Source organism: Massilia sp. Root418 (assembly GCF_001425265.1).
Lineage (GTDB): Bacteria > Pseudomonadota > Gammaproteobacteria > Burkholderiales > Burkholderiaceae_D > Rugamonas.
Genome location: NZ_LMEC01000011.1, coordinates 681,967 through 696,112 on the forward strand (window position 1 = coordinate 681,967; position 14,146 = coordinate 696,112).

At 67.2% G+C, this 14,146-nt stretch carries 13 protein-coding genes; 9 read left to right on the top strand and 4 right to left on the bottom strand.

What is annotated here, in order from left to right:
* Window positions 1-55 precede the first annotated feature (55 nt).
* From ASC94_RS10470 to ASC94_RS10480, 3 genes are read left to right on the top strand one after another with little or no spacing between them, the layout of a single operon-like run.
* On the top strand, window positions 56-679 hold the full coding sequence (locus tag ASC94_RS10470; RefSeq protein WP_229417233.1) for a TetR/AcrR family transcriptional regulator: 624 nt from the start codon (window positions 56-58) through the stop codon (window positions 677-679).
* Between the two features lie 17 nt (window positions 680-696).
* Window positions 697-1,698, top strand: coding sequence for a serine aminopeptidase domain-containing protein (locus ASC94_RS10475; protein ID WP_082616388.1), 1,002 nt, complete (start codon window positions 697-699; stop codon window positions 1,696-1,698).
* Window positions 1,699-1,729: 31 nt separating this feature from the next.
* Window positions 1,730-2,908 carry a serine hydrolase gene (locus ASC94_RS10480; RefSeq protein ID WP_200955628.1) on the top strand — a complete coding sequence of 393 codons (1,179 nt, stop codon included), beginning with the start codon at window positions 1,730-1,732 and terminating at the stop codon, window positions 2,906-2,908.
* Here the strand turns inward: ASC94_RS10480 and ASC94_RS10485 are convergent.
* The 3 genes from ASC94_RS10485 to ASC94_RS10495 form a co-directional block, all read right to left on the bottom strand.
* Window positions 2,905-3,486: a hypothetical protein gene (locus tag ASC94_RS10485; RefSeq protein WP_056394015.1), complete on the bottom strand. Its 582-nt coding sequence runs from the start codon at window positions 3,484-3,486 to the stop codon at window positions 2,905-2,907. The genes ASC94_RS10480 and ASC94_RS10485 overlap by 4 nt on opposite strands.
* Before the next feature lie 116 nt (window positions 3,487-3,602).
* The gene (locus tag ASC94_RS10490) at window positions 3,603-5,699 is read right to left on the bottom strand and encodes a TonB-dependent siderophore receptor (RefSeq protein WP_056394017.1); all 2,097 of its coding nucleotides are present in this window, start codon (window positions 5,697-5,699) and stop codon (window positions 3,603-3,605) included.
* 163 nt (window positions 5,700-5,862) lie between these two features.
* Window positions 5,863-6,753 (bottom strand): YicC/YloC family endoribonuclease, encoded by an 891-nt coding sequence (locus ASC94_RS10495; RefSeq protein WP_056394019.1) that lies wholly within the window; start codon window positions 6,751-6,753, stop codon window positions 5,863-5,865.
* Between the two features lie 89 nt (window positions 6,754-6,842).
* On the opposite strand from ASC94_RS10495, the gene ASC94_RS10500 reads away from it, so the two are divergent.
* The 6 genes from ASC94_RS10500 to hemW all read left to right on the top strand — a co-directional run bounded on the left by ASC94_RS10500 (window position 6,843) and on the right by hemW (window position 12,513).
* Window positions 6,843-7,853, top strand: coding sequence for a serine/threonine-protein kinase (locus ASC94_RS10500; protein WP_056394021.1), 1,011 nt, complete (start codon window positions 6,843-6,845; stop codon window positions 7,851-7,853).
* 26 nt (window positions 7,854-7,879) lie between these two features.
* Window positions 7,880-8,848, top strand: coding sequence for a PP2C family serine/threonine-protein phosphatase (locus ASC94_RS10505; RefSeq protein WP_056394023.1), 969 nt, complete (start codon window positions 7,880-7,882; stop codon window positions 8,846-8,848).
* A gap of 3 nt (window positions 8,849-8,851) precedes the next feature.
* Window positions 8,852-9,586: a ribonuclease PH gene (rph, locus tag ASC94_RS10510; protein ID WP_056394024.1), complete on the top strand. Its 735-nt coding sequence runs from the start codon at window positions 8,852-8,854 to the stop codon at window positions 9,584-9,586.
* Window positions 9,587-9,653: 67 nt separating this feature from the next.
* The gene (locus tag ASC94_RS10515) at window positions 9,654-10,583 is read left to right on the top strand and encodes a substrate-binding domain-containing protein (RefSeq protein WP_229417234.1); all 930 of its coding nucleotides are present in this window, start codon (window positions 9,654-9,656) and stop codon (window positions 10,581-10,583) included.
* 65 nt (window positions 10,584-10,648) lie between these two features.
* Window positions 10,649-11,233 (top strand): RdgB/HAM1 family non-canonical purine NTP pyrophosphatase, encoded by a 585-nt coding sequence (gene rdgB, locus ASC94_RS10520; RefSeq protein ID WP_056394028.1) that lies wholly within the window; start codon window positions 10,649-10,651, stop codon window positions 11,231-11,233.
* Window positions 11,230-12,513: a radical SAM family heme chaperone HemW gene (gene hemW, locus ASC94_RS10525; RefSeq protein WP_056394030.1), complete on the top strand. Its 1,284-nt coding sequence runs from the start codon at window positions 11,230-11,232 to the stop codon at window positions 12,511-12,513. The genes rdgB and hemW overlap by 4 nt, the downstream gene beginning before the upstream one ends.
* Here the strand turns inward: hemW and ASC94_RS10530 are convergent.
* Window positions 12,449-14,086, bottom strand: coding sequence for a methyl-accepting chemotaxis protein (locus ASC94_RS10530; RefSeq protein ID WP_056394032.1), 1,638 nt, complete (start codon window positions 14,084-14,086; stop codon window positions 12,449-12,451). The genes hemW and ASC94_RS10530 overlap by 65 nt on opposite strands.
* Window positions 14,087-14,146: the final 60 nt, after the last annotated feature.

Sequence of the window (14,146 nt, forward strand, 5' to 3'; positions counted from 1 at the left end):
TGATAACGTTAGATAGCGCTTGACGGCTAGACCGACCGGTCTATAGAATCCAGTCATGACCACGCCCACCACATCCACACCCGCCGCGCCCGCCGCGCCCGCCGCACCGGAAGCGCCCACCACGCGCGAACGCCTGATTGGCGCCATGATCCACACGCTGCAGCACACCGGCCTGCACGGCGCCGGCCTGAGCGACATCCTGGCCAAGGCGCAGGCGCCCAAGGGCGTGCTGTACCACCATTTCCCCGGCGGTAAAAACGAACTGGCGGTGGCCGCCATCGACAGCACCGTTTCCTATATGTGCGCCATGCTGGACAAGCTCATGCAGAGCGAGCCGGACGCCCGTTCCGCCATGAAGGCCTGGATCGCACGCGCGCTGCGCGGCCTGGACGGCAGCGGCTTCGAGCGCGGCTGTCCGCTGGCGGCGGTGGCGCTAGAGTCCACTGCGGCCGACGTGGCGCTGCGCCAGGCGCTGGCCGAAGGCTTCGCCGCCATCCGGGCCCGCATCACGGCCGCGCTGGTGGCGGGCGGGCATGGCCAGGCGCGCGCGCAAGGCTTCGCCGCGCTGACCGTTGCCGCCTATGAAGGCGGGCTGCTGCAGGCACGCGTGGCGCACGACGCCACGCCCATGCTGCAAGCCACCGAAACCCTGCTGTCCCTGCTCGACGCTGAATTCTGACTTCAACGAGGAATGCCATGAACGCTGTCACCGCCCGAGTTACCGCCGTCCCCGCCGCGCCCGTTGTTACCGCTGCCGCCGCTGCCCCTGCCGCCCCCGGCAAGCCCGAGCGCCTCACCCTGCACGCCGCCGACGGCTATCCGCTGGCGGCGCTGCGCTACCGCAGCCACGGCGCCGAGCGCGCGCGCCTGATCGTCGCTGGCGCCACCGGCGTGCCGCAAGGCTTCTACCGCCGTTTCGCCGAATACGCCGCCGGCTGCGGCTACACCGTGCTGACGCTGGACTACCGCGGCATCGGCCTGTCCAGGCCGAAAACCCTGCGCGGCTTTCGCATGGACTACCTGGACTGGGGCCGGCTCGACCTGGCGGCAGCGGTGGACGCCATGGCGGCCGGCGAGGGCCAGGGCAGCCGGGCGGGGCCCGGCCAGGCCGTGCCGCTGTACATGGTGGGCCATTCGTACGGCGGCCACGCCTTCGGCCTTTTGCCCAACCACGACAAGGTGGACGGCCTGTACACCTTCGCCACCGGCGCCGGCTGGCACGGCTGGATGCCGCTGGCCGAGCGGCTGCGCGTCAAGCTCATGTGGAACCTGATCGGCCCGCTGCTCACGCGCTGGAAAGGCTGCCTGGCGTGGAGCAAGCTGGGCATGGGCGAGGATTTGCCGCTGGACGTGTACCGCCAGTGGAAGCACTGGTGCCGCTACCCGCACTACTTCTTCGACGATCCCGAGATGGCCCGGGTGGCGGCCGGTTTCGCCACGGTGCGCGCGCCCATCATGGCAGTCAACGCGGCAGACGACCTGTGGGCGCCGCCCAACTCGCGCGACGCCTTCATGCGCGGCTACCGCAACGCGCCCTGGTTCGGCATCACCATCGACCCGGCCGCGTCCGGCATCGGCAGGATAGGCCACATGGGCTACTTCCGTCCGCAGGCGCAAGCGCTGTGGAGCGCCGCGCTGGACTGGTTCGAAGGCATCGGCCGCGAGCGCCTCCAGCCGCACCCGCCGGTTGGAACTTGAGCTTGCTCCCCGCATGCGCTACCGTGCAGGCATGAGCACACAATTCAAGGCAGTACACGGCGCCATGCAGGCCTGGGTGGATGGCGGCATCCTGGCGGGCGCGTCGTGCGCGCTGCTGTCCGGCGGCGCGGTGGTGGACAGCCATTGCGCCGGCTGGGCCGACAAGGAAGCCGGCACCGCGCTGCGCGAGGACCACCTGTTCCGCGTCTTCTCGAACACCAAGCTGGTCACCAGCATCGCCGCGCTGCAGCTGGTGGAGCAGGGCAGGCTGGGGCTGGACGAGCCGGTGGAAAGCTATCTGCCAGCGCTGGGCGGGCGCCGCGTGCTGCGTGCCGGCGCCACGCGGCTGGACGACAGCGAACCCGCGCGCCGCTCCATCACCGCGCGCCACCTGCTGTGCCACAGCGCCGGCCTCAGTTACGGCTTCCTCGATCCGGGCAGCCTGATCTACCAGGCTTACACCGCGCGCCGCGTCATGCATGCGGACAGTTCACTGGAGGGCCTGATCGCGGCGCTGGCGCCGCTGCCGCTGACCTTCCATCCTGGCGAGCAGTGGGAATATTCGATCGCCTCGGACGTGCTGGCGCGGCTGGTGGAGGTGGCCAGCGGCCAGCGTTTCGACCGCTACCTGGCGCAGGCCATTTTCGCGCCGCTGGGCATGGCGGACACCTGTTTCGTCATCCCGCCGGACAAGCACGGCCTGCTGACCGCCTACTACGCCGGCGCCAGCCGCAACGATCCCACCGTGCCCGGCCTGCGCCGCCTGGCCGGTTCGCCCTACCCGGGCGCCTACCTGGCCCCGGTGGCACGCTATTCGGGCGGCGGCGGCCTGGTGTCCAGCCTGCCGGACATGGCGGCCCTGCTGCGCAGCCTGATGCCGGGCGCGCCCTGCGCGCTGCTGCGGCCGGACACGGTGGCCGCCATGATGCGCAACCAGCTGCCGCCCGGCGTGCGCATCGGCTTTCCCACCGTGGGCGCGGTGCCCGGCAAGGGGTTTGGACTGGGCGGCGCGGTCATCCTGCAGCCGGGCGCGGACGATCCGCCGGCCAGCGCCGGCGAGTTCGAATGGGGCGGCATTGCGGGCACCCAGTGGTGGATCAACCCGCGCCACAACATCGCCGGGGTGCTGATGGCGCAGCGCCAGATGGGCTTCTGGCACCCCTACACCTTCGAGTTCAAACGCCTGGCCTACCAGGCGCTGCTGGCCTAGTCTGCCTGGAAGCGTTCCCACTGGACGCGGTAGTGCTGTTCGGGCAGCACGTGCAGCAGCTTGATGCGGGAATCGTTGACCCGTTTGCTGTAGAGCGTGTTGCCGATCCGGTACAGGGTGGCGGTGCGCTGCATCTCGCCGTGGTTGGGCACCTTGTCCATCAGCGCGCCGCTGCGCTCCAGCGTCAGCACTTGCAGGCCGTCGCTGCCGCAGCGCCATTTGTCCGGGCCCAGCCGGCGGCTGGCGACCGGCCGGTTGTCCATCAGGTAGCCGAGCACCAGCGCGCCGTCGTCGGCGAAGGCGATGGAGAAGGAACGCTTGCGGCCCACCGCGCTGCCCTGGGCGATAAAGCCCAGCGTAACCCAGGCCGCATAGATGTTCGGCTGCCGGCCCGCGGCGTCGGCCGGTTCCCATGGACGGGTGTTGGGATCGATATACGTGCCCGCCACCTCGCGGCAGTCGGCGGACATGCCGGTCAGCGGCGGCCAGGCGGCGGGGTAGTCCTGGACGGACGTGGTGCCGCAGGCGCTCAGCAAGAGCGCGCAAGGGACAGCGATTGCGATGGCGGCATGGCGCATGGAGACTCTCCGCAAAAAGGGGAAAGGCTGCATGCTGCCATGTTGTATTACTTTCTCGGGCAATTGCGCACGGAGTATCGGAAAGCGATACCGGGCGCTGCGGTATGCGGGCCGGCTCAGTAGGCCATGCGCAGCTGCACGTAGGCCATGCGCGGCGCGCCCACCATGCGGCCCAGGTTGCCGTCCACGTTGCGGGTGTAGTAGCGCTTGTCGGCCAGGTTGTTCACGCCGGCCATCAGCTCATAGCCCGGCTTGCCCGCCATCTTCCAGTTCAGCTGCGCGTTCCACAGGCGGAAGCCTGGGATCTGGCCGACGCCGGCGCTGGCCGCTTCGGCCACGGTGTTGGCCGCGTCCGAGAACTGCTTGCCCTGGTGGGTGCTGGACAGGTTCATGGTCCAGGCGCCAATGCGGTAGCGCGCGCCCACGGTGTCGGTGTTGCGCGCGTAGAACGGCACGTCCTTGCCGGCGGTGGCGCCCGATTCCTGGATCGCCCTGGTGTAGCTGTAGTTGGCGAACAGGTTCAGGCCGGCCAGCGCGCCGGCCTCGGCGAAGCTGTAGTCGATGGCAGTTTCCACGCCGTCGTGCTTGGTGGCACCGATGTTCTGGAACACCGGGGGGACGGAGCCGGGGATCTGGAGGATCTGGTTGTCGAACTTGAGGCGGAAGGCCGTCACCTCGGCGCTCATGGCGCCGGTTTTCCAGCGCGCGCCCAGTTCCGAGGTCTTGGCTTCTTCCGGCTTGAGCGGATTGGCGGCCGTCTGCGAGTTGAGCTGGGTGTTCTGCACCGAGCCGAAGGAGGTCTGGTAGTTGGCGAACACGGTCAGCGCGCGGTTGACCAGGTAAGCCACGTTCAGCGACGGCAGGGCCTTGTCGTTGTCGGTGACGAAGCTGCGCTGCGCGCTCACGTCGAGGCGGTCCGAGCTGATGCGTTCGAAGCGCACGCCGGGCGTGACGCGCCAGGCGCCGTAGGCGATGCGGTCGTCGATGTAGAACGAGTGCGCATCGGTGGCGTTGGCGAAGGTGGCGGTGGCGCCGTTGGCGCCGGTGGCCACGGTCTGCACGTAGTTGTTGTCGTTGCCGCGTTCGCGCAGGTAGCGGTAGCCCACGGTCAGGTCGTGCGTCAGGCCGGCGCCGAGGTGCTGGGTGAAGCGTTGCGTGTAGCGCGGCTCGATGCCCAGCACCTGGTAGTTGCGGGGCTGGTAGGTCAGCTGGGTCTTGGCCGCGTTGATCAGCGCGCTGCGCCGGTCGCTCTCGTTGTAGTAGGCCTTGATCTCGAATTCCTGCGTGGCCGACAGGGTGTTCAGGTAGCCCACGTCCGCGCCTTTGCGCTCGCCGTCCCAGAAATCGGTGGGGCGGGTGTTCTGGAACGGGTTGGCGTTGTACTGCGCCACGGTCAGGCCGCCCGGCGTGCGCGAGGTGACGTCGAAGTAGCTCAGCTTGCCGTACGCCTCGCTGTGCGGATCGAGCTTGTAGCGGAACTTCAGCGCCAGGTCGTTGACCTTCTCGTCGCTGCCGGCGCGCCACTCGCTGCCGTCCATGCCGGAGTACAGCAGGGCCAGGCCCAGGCCGTTGTCCAGCTGGGTGCCGATGTAAGCGCTGTACTGGGTGTTGTGGCCGCCTTCGCCGAAGTGGTTATAGCGCACCGAAGCGTCGCCGGTCACGCCCGGCGTCTCCGGCACCGCGCGGCTGCGGAAGTTGATGATGCCGCCCACGTTCTGCGGGCCGTAGCGCACCGCGCCGCCGCCGCGCACCACGTCCACCGATTCAATGTTGTTCAGGCTGACCGGCGCGAACGACAGCTGCGGCTGGCCGTACGGGGCCACGGCCAGCGGAATGCCGTCCAGCAGCACGGTCGAGCGCGGGGAATAGCGCCCGCTCAGGCCGCGCACGCCGATGTTGAGGGAGATGGCGCTGCCGGCGGTGCCGGAGTTGTCCGTGCTCTGCACCCCGGGAATGCGGCGCAGCACGTCGCCGATGCTGGCCGCGCCGGTGTTGTCGATGTCCTCCTTCTGCAGCACGGTGCGCGCGCCGGCGAAGTTTTTCACGCTGTTCTGCAGGCCGGAACCGAGCCAGCTGCCGGTGATCTGGATGGATTCCAGCGGCGCGGCGGCGTTGTCAGCCTGCTGCGCGTGCGCAGCCAGCGACAGGGACGCCACGGCGGCGGCGATCAGGGAGCGGCGGAAGGGGAGGGCGGAGAAGGACAGAGTGGGCATGGTGGAGGCGGTGCGGACCAGAGAGTAAGCAATAAACGCGAATGATAACACTTCTCATTTGCAAGCGTGAATTGCCTCGCCACGAAAAATGGGGTCAGGGTTAATTATTCGGGAAATATTTCCCGAATAATTAACCCTGACCCCATTTTCGGGTGTGGCGTTTTTACTCCAGGTTCTGGACCTGTTCGCGCATCTGCTCGATGAGCAGTTTCAGTTCCATCGAGGCGTCCGCCAGTTCCTTCACGGACGCCTTGGCGCCCAGCGTGTTGGCTTCGCGGTTCAGTTCCTGCATCATGAAGTCCAGGCGCTTGCCGACCTGGCCGCCTTTTTTCAGGATGTGGCGCGTTTCCGTCAGGTGCGCCGACAGGCGGCCCAGCTCTTCGGCCACGTCAATGCGGATGCCGTACAGGATCACTTCCTGGCGGATGCGCTCCATGGCGTCCTGGCGCGACAGGCTGGTGTTCGAACCCTGGCAGGCCAGGCCCAGCGCTTCCTGCATGCGCTCGACGGCTTTCTGCTGGAACGCCGCCACCACCTGCGGGATCAGCGGCGTGATGCGCTTGACGATGGCTTCCATCGCTTCGATGCGGGAAATCAGCATCGCTTCCAGTGCCGCGCCTTCGCGCTGGCGGCTGGTGACGAAGGCGGCCACCGTGCGCGCGGTGAGCGCGGCCACGTCGGCCTGCAGGGTTTCCTGGCCAATCTGGGCTTCCTCCACCACGCCCGGCCAGCGCAGCAATTCGGCCACACTCATCACCGGGGCAGCGACGAAATGTTTGCCGACTTCGGCTTGCAAACGGGACAATTCTTCCAGCAGCGTGGTGTTCAGGGCAGTGGCGCCGGCACCGGCCGCCTTGCGGCCAAAGCTGAGCCGCAGTTCCACCTTGCCGCGAGTGATGGCAGCCATGATGGCAGTGCGCAAATCGGGTTCCAGCGCGCGCAAATCGTCGTTTATTCGAAACTGCAAGTCAAGAAAACGTGAATTGACGCTCTTGATTTCTATTGTCAGTGTCCCGGCCGCGCTTTCGCTGGTGGCAACCGCGTAGCCTGTCATGCTGGAAATGCTCAATGGATGTCCCCGATTTAAACTTTACAAAACAGTGATTTATCCACACAATCCGGATGTTGAAGCAAGGAAATCCTATGGCTGCACAGAACAACGCTCCACTGCCGGATGGGCTGGAAATTGCTGGATATCGCATTGTAAAGAAAATTGCGTCCGGCGGGTTCAGTATTGTATACCTGGCCTATGACGGGGACGGCAATGCGGTGGCGGTCAAGGAGTATTTGCCGAGTGCGCTGGCGCTGCGCCAGCCCGGGGAATTGGCGCCCTCCATAGCGAAAGCCAATCTGCCGGTGTTCCGCATCGGCTTGAAATGCTTCTTCGAGGAGGGGCGGGCGCTGGCACGGATTTCGCATCCGAATGTTGTAAGAGTGTTGAATTTCTTCCGTGCCAACGAGACTGTCTACATGGTCATGGCCTACGAATCGGGCCATTCGCTGCAGGAACACATCCAGCGCCAGCGCGCCAAGGGCAGCCGGGCGGGCGAAGCGTTCATCCGCCAGATCTTCATCCAGGTGCTCAAGGGCCTGCGCGAAGTGCATGCCAACCAGCTGCTGCACCTGGACCTGAAACCGGCCAATATCTACCTGCGCACCGACGGCACGCCCATGCTGCTGGACTTCGGCGCAGCGCGCCAGACCGTCAACAGCGACCTGCCCAAGCTGACCCCGATGTACACGCCCGGCTTCGCGCCGCCCGAGCTGTACGCCAAGACCGAGCCGCTGGGACCGTGGACCGATGTGTACAGCATTGGCGCCTCGATGTTCGCCTGCATGGTCGGTTCGCCGCCGCAACCTGCCGACCAGCGCCGCAAGGAGGATAAAATGGAGGGGCATTTCGCCAAGCTGGACGGCCAGTACACGCCGGAGCTGGTGGCGCTGGTGCGCCGCGCGCTGCTGCTCGATCCGCTGGCGCGGCCGCAAAGCCTGTTTGAAATGCAGAAGGTGCTGCAGCAGCCGGTGGCCGCGCCGCCTGCGCCCGGCAGCCTGGGCGCGCTGGAAAAGCTGGGCGGGCAGGTGCGCGGCCTGCTGGGGCAGTTCGGCCGTTTTGGGCGCGGCAACAAGGACGCGGCGCAGACCACGCAATCCTGACCGACTAGGACCATCCAGGGACCACCATGCAATTCTCCGTATATCAGGAAAGCCACATCGGCGGCCGCAAGGTCAACCAGGACCGCATGGGCTACAGCTTCACGCGCGACGCCCTGCTGCTGGTGCTGGCCGACGGCATGGGCGGCCATCTGCGCGGCGAGGTGGCCGCCACCATCGCCATGCAGACCATTTCCGCCCAGTTCCAGCAGCAGGCCGCGCCCTACGTGAAAAAGCCGGAGCGCTTCCTGGAGGACGCCTTCATGGCCGCGCACCAGGAGATCCACCGCTACAAGGCCTTGCACAACCTGCCGGAAACGCCGCGCACCACGGTGGTGGCCTGCCTGATCCAGCACAATATCGCCGTGTGGGCGCACTGCGGCGACTCGCGCCTGTACTGGATGCGCGGCGGCCACGTGCTGGCGCGCACGCGCGACCATTCGCACGTGGAGAACCTGATCGCCAAGGGCCTGGTGCCGGCGTCCGAGCGCGCCACCCACCCGGACCGCAACAAGCTGTACAACTGCCTGGGCGCCACCAGCCTGCCCAGGGTGGAACTGTCGCGCCGCGCCAGCATGCTGCCGGGCGACGTGATGCTGCTGTGCTCGGACGGCCTGTGGTCGGTGCTGGGCGACGCCGAGCTGACACAGCGCCTGGCCACGCAAACCGTGGTGCGGGCGGTGCCGGACATGCTGCAGACGGCGGTGGCCATCGCCGGCGCCGGCGGCGACAACGCCACCGCGCTGGCCATCATGTGGCAGGGCAGTTCGGTAGCGGACGCGGCGCCCACCACGGCGGCCGGCATGTCCAGTATCATCTCGACCGAAATGCTGCCGGAAGACCAGGTCAACACCACCATCAGCCGCGCCGTCCAGGCCGACGCGCAGCAGGCGGCAGGCCCGGTGGACGCCTTCGACGACGACGAGATCGAGCGCGCCATCGCGGAAATCCGCGGCGCGATTGAAAAATCCTCCCAATTACTTACCAGGAAAGACTGACCCATGACTTTTGTATCCCGCCCCAGCGGCCGCCCGGTCGACGCGCTGCGCGCCATCCGCCTGACGCGCCAGTACACCAAGCACGCCGAAGGGTCGGTGCTGATCGAATGCGGCGACACCAAGGTGATCTGCACCGCCAGCATCGAGGAAAAGGTGCCGGGCTTCCTGAAGGGCAAAGGCCAGGGCTGGCTGACGGCCGAATACGGCATGCTGCCGCGCTCCACCCACAGCCGCATGGACCGCGAAGCGGCGCGCGGCAAGCAAAGCGGCCGCACGCAGGAGATCCAGCGCCTGATCGGCCGCTCGCTGCGCGCCGCTTTCGACCTGGAGGCGTTCGGCGAGCGCACCCTGAACCTGGACTGCGACGTGATCCAGGCCGACGGCGGCACCCGCACCGCTTCCATCACCGGCGCCATGGTGGCCGCCTACGACGCCTTTGCCACCCTGGTGGCGCGCGGCGCCATCCCGGCCGTGCCGCTGAAGCACTTCGTGGCGGCGATCTCGGTCGGCGTCTACAAGGGCATGCCGGTGCTGGACCTGGACTACCTGGAAGACTCGGACTGCGACACCGACATGAACGTGGTGATGACCGACGCCGGCCACTTCATCGAAGTGCAGGGCACGGCCGAAGGCGCCGCCTTCGACCGCGCCGGCATGAACCGCCTGCTGGACCTGGCCGACGGCGGCATCAAACAGCTGGTGCAGCTGCAGAAGCAGGCGCTCGGCCTGGCCGCCTGACAGCCCGGCGGGCAGGGCTGGCGGACCGGCCGCGAAGGCATACAATACCGGTATCATGAAAAAATGGATGTCGCTCCTGCTGGCGTGCATCATGTTTTCGGTGTGCCCGGCCTATCCCAGGGACCTGAACGTGGTCTTCATTCCGAAGTCGCGCGACCAGGATTTCTGGACCTTCATGCGGCAGGGCGTGGAGCGCGCGGTGCAGGAGGCGGGCGGCGTGCGGCTGACCTGGCGCGGTCCGGCCCACAATGACGACGTCGAATCGCAAGTCCAGATCCTGCGCATCTACAGCCGGCCGGACGTGGACGCCATCATCATTGCCGCGACCGACCGCGCACGGCTGGCCGGGCCGGTCAGGCAGGCCGTGGCGCAAGGCATCAAGGTGGTCGCGGTGGACTCCGCGCTGGACGGCAACGCGCACGCCAACTTCGTCACCACCGATAACGTGGCCGCTGGCAGGCTGGCGGCGGAGCGCCTGGCCGGGCTGCTGAACCGGCAGGGCAGCGTGGCGGTGCTGCGCACCGTGCCGGGCAGCGGCTCGACCGATGACCGGGCCAACGGCTTCATCGACTACCTGAAAAAGCACGCGCCGCAGCTCACCGTCGTGGCCGACGAATACGGCGGCGGCACGCGCGGCAAGGCGCACCGCAGCGCGGAGCTGCTGCTCAGGAAGTATCCCGATGTGGACGGCATTTTCGCCGTCAACGAATCGTCCGCCGACGGCATGCTGCGCGCGCTGCGGCAGGCCGGCCTGGCCGGCAAGAAGAAATTCCTCGGCTTCGACAGCACCGATTTCCTGCTCGACGGCCTGCGCCGGCAGGAGATCCATGGCCTGGTGGTGCAGGACCCGCGCCAGATGGGCTACCTGGCCATGAAGGCCGCCGTGGCAGCCGCGCGGGGAAACGCCGTCAAGCCGGCGCTGATCCAGACCGAGGCGGTCATGGTCACGCTGGACAACCACCGCAAGCCGGAAATCCAGGCGCTGCTGGTGCCTTAGCGGAGAGCGCGCCGCGCAAAAGGTTTACAATGGCGGGCTGTTCCCAACGCATCGCCAGATTATCCATGACCCAACGCCTAGTTCTCGCATCCAACAACGCCGGCAAGCTCAAAGAATTCAACGAGCTGCTGTCGACGGTGGGCTTTTCCGTCCACGCCCAGGGCGAATTCAATGTCCCGGAAGCGGATGAGCCGCACCATACTTTTGTCGAAAATGCACTGGAAAAGGCGCGCCACGCGGCCCGCCTGACCGGCCTGCCCGCCCTGGCGGACGATTCCGGCGTGTGCGTAACGGCGCTGGGCAACGCGCCCGGCGTGTACTCGGCGCGCTACGCCGGCGAGCCGAAGTCCGATGCCGCCAACAGCGCCAAGCTGATCGCCGACCTGGCGCCGCACGCCGACAAATCGGCCTATTATTATTGCGTGCTGGTGTTCGTGCGCCACGCGGACGATCCGCAGCCGGTGATCGCGGATGGCCGCTGGAATGGCCGCATCATTCCTGAGGCGCGCGGCAATGGCGGTTTCGGCTACGATCCGCATTTCTTCATCCCCGAGCTGGGCAAGTGCGCCGCCGAGCTCACGGCCGATGAGAAGAACAAGCTGTCCCACCGCGGCCAGGCCCTGCGCGCACTGGTAGAGAAACTGAAATGATCCCGATCAAGGTCGTCGGCGCCAAGCCGACCCCTGCGCCGGCAAGCGCGCCCGCCGCATCGGCTGCCGCCGCGTCCAGCAACGAAGCGGCCGCCGGCGGCGCGCTGCGCTACCTGCAGCCCGGCGCGCTGAACCTGACGGCGCTGCCGCCGCTGTCGCTGTACATCCACTTCCCCTGGTGCGTGCGCAAGTGCCCGTATTGCGATTTCAATTCGCACGAGGCCAAGGGCGGCGGTTTCCCGGAAGAGGCGTACCTGGCCGCGCTGCGCAGCGACCTGGAAATGGCGCTGCCGCTGATCTGGGGGCGCCGCATCCACACCATCTTCATCGGCGGCGGCACGCCCAGCCTGATGTCGGCGGCCGGCCTGGACCGGCTGCTGTCGGACGTGCGCACCCTGCTGCCGATGGACGCCGACACCGAGATCACGATGGAGGCCAATCCCGGCACCTTCGAGGCCGAGAAGTTCAAGTCCTACCGCGCCAGCGGCATCAACCGCCTGTCGATCGGCATCCAGAGCTTCAACGCCGGGCACCTGCAGGCGCTGGGCCGCATCCACGACGGCGGCGAGGCGCGCCGCGCGGTGGAGATCGCGCAGGCCAACTTCGAGAACTTCAACCTGGACCTGATGTACGCGCTGCCCACGCAGACGCTGGAGCAGGCCCGCGAAGACATCGAAACGGCCATGTCCTTCCAGCCGCCGCACCTGTCGCTGTACCACCTGACGATGGAGCCGAACACGCTGTTCGCCAAGTACCCGCCGGTGCTGCCGGACGACGACGCCAGCGCGGACATGCAGGACATGATCGCCGAGCTGACCGCCGCCCGGGGCTACGGCCAGTACGAGGTGTCGGCCTACGCCCAGCCGGGCCGGCGCGCCAGGCACAACCTGAACTACTGGCACTTCGGCGACTACCTCGGCATCGGCGCCGGCGCGCACTCGAAGATCTCCTTCCCGCACCGCGTGCTGCGCCAGGCGCGCTACAAGCAACCCAAGGCTTACATGGAGGCGGTCAGGGCCGGCAAGCCGGTGCAGGAGGAATATGAAATCGGGCGCGACGAGATGGGCTTCGAGTTCATGCTCAACACGCTGCGCCTGCACGAGGGCTTCGAGCCCAATCTGTTTGCCGAGCGCACCGGCCTGTCCATCAACGCCATCGACAGGCAGCTTAACGCGGCCGAGGCCAAGGGCCTGCTGTACCGCGACTACAAGCTGATCAAGCCGACGGAATTAGGGCAGCGCTTCTTGAACGACCTGCAGCAGATGTTCCTGGCGCCCTAAGGCGCTTGTCCGCGCCGTGGCCTTCCTCCAGCTTGAAGGAGGCCGCCACGCTGGCCAGGCTGGCGGCCTGTTCCTGCATGCTGGCCGCCGCCGCCGCGGCTTGCTCCACCAGCGCGGCGTTTTGCTGCGTCACCTGGTCCATCTGCGTGATGGCGCGGTTCACCTGTTCGATGCCGCTGCTTTGCTCGCTGCTCGACGAGCTCATCTCGGCCATGATGTCGTTCACCCGGCGCACGCTGGACACCACCTGGTCCATGGTGGCGCCGGCCTGCTGCACCAGCGTGGTGCCGGCGTTCACCTGCTGCACCGAGTTGCCGATCAATTCCTTGATTTCCCTGGCCGCCGCCGCGCTGCGCTGCGCCAGCTGGCGCACTTCGGATGCCACCACGGCGAAGCCGCGCCCCTGTTCGCCGGCGCGCGCCGCTTCCACCGCCGCGTTCAGCGCCAGGATGTTGGTCTGGAAGGCGATGCCGTCGATCACGCCGATGATGTCGACGATCTTGCGCGCCGAGGCGTCGATGGCGCCCATGGTGTCGACCACCTGGCCGACAATGACGCCGCTCTTGACCGCCACGTCGGAGGCGGCCTGCGCCAGCTGGTTGGCCTGGCGCGCGCTGTCGGCGTTCTGGCGCACGGTGGCGGTCAGTTCCTCCATCGACGACGCGGTTTCCTCCAGCGAGCTGGCTTGCTCTTCGGTGCGGGTGGACAGGTCCATATTACCGGAGGCGATTTCGCTGGAGGCGCTGGCCATGGCGTTGGTGCCGGTCTGCACCTGGCTCACCACGTTGCGCAGCGCGTCGTTCATGGTGTGCAGCGCCGTCATCAGCTCGCCGATTTCGTCGCGCGCCTTGTCCTGGCTGAAGCGGGTGGTCAGGTCGCCCTGCGCCACAGTGGCGGCCACCGCCAACGCCGAGCGCAGCGGCTGCGTGATGCTGCGCGAGATGACGTAGGCGGCCACTCCGCCGGCCGTCACCAGCAGCACGCCCATCAGCGCCATCAGCATGGTGCTGCGGCTGTTGGCCGCGTCGATGGCCTTGGCGGTGTCGTCGATGTCCTTGCGCTGGTGTTCGAGCAGGAACAGCACGCGCTTCTGGTAAGCCTCCGCCGCCGGCGAGAACACTTCCTTGAAGGCGCGCTCGGATTCGGCGGCGTTGCCGGTCTTCTTGGCGTCCATCACCTTGTTCTTGGCGTCCTGGTACTGGTTGCGCAGGGCGACAATGGTCTTCATGATGTCGCGTTCCTCGTCGGTGTCGAGCAGCGCTTCGATTTTCTTGATTAGCGCCGAGCCGCGCTTGGTGCTGTCGGCCACCACGTCGGCGAACACCACGGGCAGCTGTTCGTCGGTGGTGCGGGAAAACAGCGCGGTGCGCGCGATGGCCGAGTAGATCAACACGTACCAGTCCGACACCAGGCGCTCGGTGGCCAGCGGATTGGCCATCATCTGCTTGGTGGCCTCGGCGTTGGCGCGGGCTTGTACCAGGGCATAGCCGGTGGCGACCACCGACAGCGCCAGCACGACGGTGAAGCCGGCCGCGAGCCGGGTGGCGATACGCATATTGGACAGAACACTCATTGGACGCTCCCATCTTGTCAGTTGCCAGCCGGCACCGACGAGTATGCGCCGATAGCGGGG

Bases quoted from the DNA above. Each gene is read 5' to 3' on its own strand.
- ASC94_RS10530 (WP_056394032.1), bottom strand. From the start codon at position 14,086: ATGAGTGTTCTGTCCAATATGCGTATCGCCACCCGGCTCGCGGCCGGC.
- ASC94_RS10480 (WP_200955628.1), top strand. From the start codon at position 1,730: ATGAGCACACAATTCAAGGCAGTACACGGCGCCATGCAGGCCTGGGTG.
- rph (WP_056394024.1), top strand. From the start codon at position 8,852: ATGACTTTTGTATCCCGCCCCAGCGGCCGCCCGGTCGACGCGCTGCGC.
- hemW (WP_056394030.1), top strand. From the start codon at position 11,230: ATGATCCCGATCAAGGTCGTCGGCGCCAAGCCGACCCCTGCGCCGGCA.
- rdgB (WP_056394028.1), top strand. From the start codon at position 10,649: ATGACCCAACGCCTAGTTCTCGCATCCAACAACGCCGGCAAGCTCAAA.
- ASC94_RS10495 (WP_056394019.1), bottom strand. From the start codon at position 6,753: ATGACAGGCTACGCGGTTGCCACCAGCGAAAGCGCGGCCGGGACACTG.
- ASC94_RS10490 (WP_056394017.1), bottom strand. From the start codon at position 5,699: ATGCCCACTCTGTCCTTCTCCGCCCTCCCCTTCCGCCGCTCCCTGATC.
- ASC94_RS10470 (WP_229417233.1), top strand. From the start codon at position 56: ATGACCACGCCCACCACATCCACACCCGCCGCGCCCGCCGCGCCCGCC.
- ASC94_RS10500 (WP_056394021.1), top strand. From the start codon at position 6,843: ATGGCTGCACAGAACAACGCTCCACTGCCGGATGGGCTGGAAATTGCT.
- ASC94_RS10485 (WP_056394015.1), bottom strand. From the start codon at position 3,486: ATGCGCCATGCCGCCATCGCAATCGCTGTCCCTTGCGCGCTCTTGCTG.
- ASC94_RS10475 (WP_082616388.1), top strand. From the start codon at position 697: ATGAACGCTGTCACCGCCCGAGTTACCGCCGTCCCCGCCGCGCCCGTT.
- ASC94_RS10505 (WP_056394023.1), top strand. From the start codon at position 7,880: ATGCAATTCTCCGTATATCAGGAAAGCCACATCGGCGGCCGCAAGGTC.
- ASC94_RS10515 (WP_229417234.1), top strand. From the start codon at position 9,654: ATGTCGCTCCTGCTGGCGTGCATCATGTTTTCGGTGTGCCCGGCCTAT.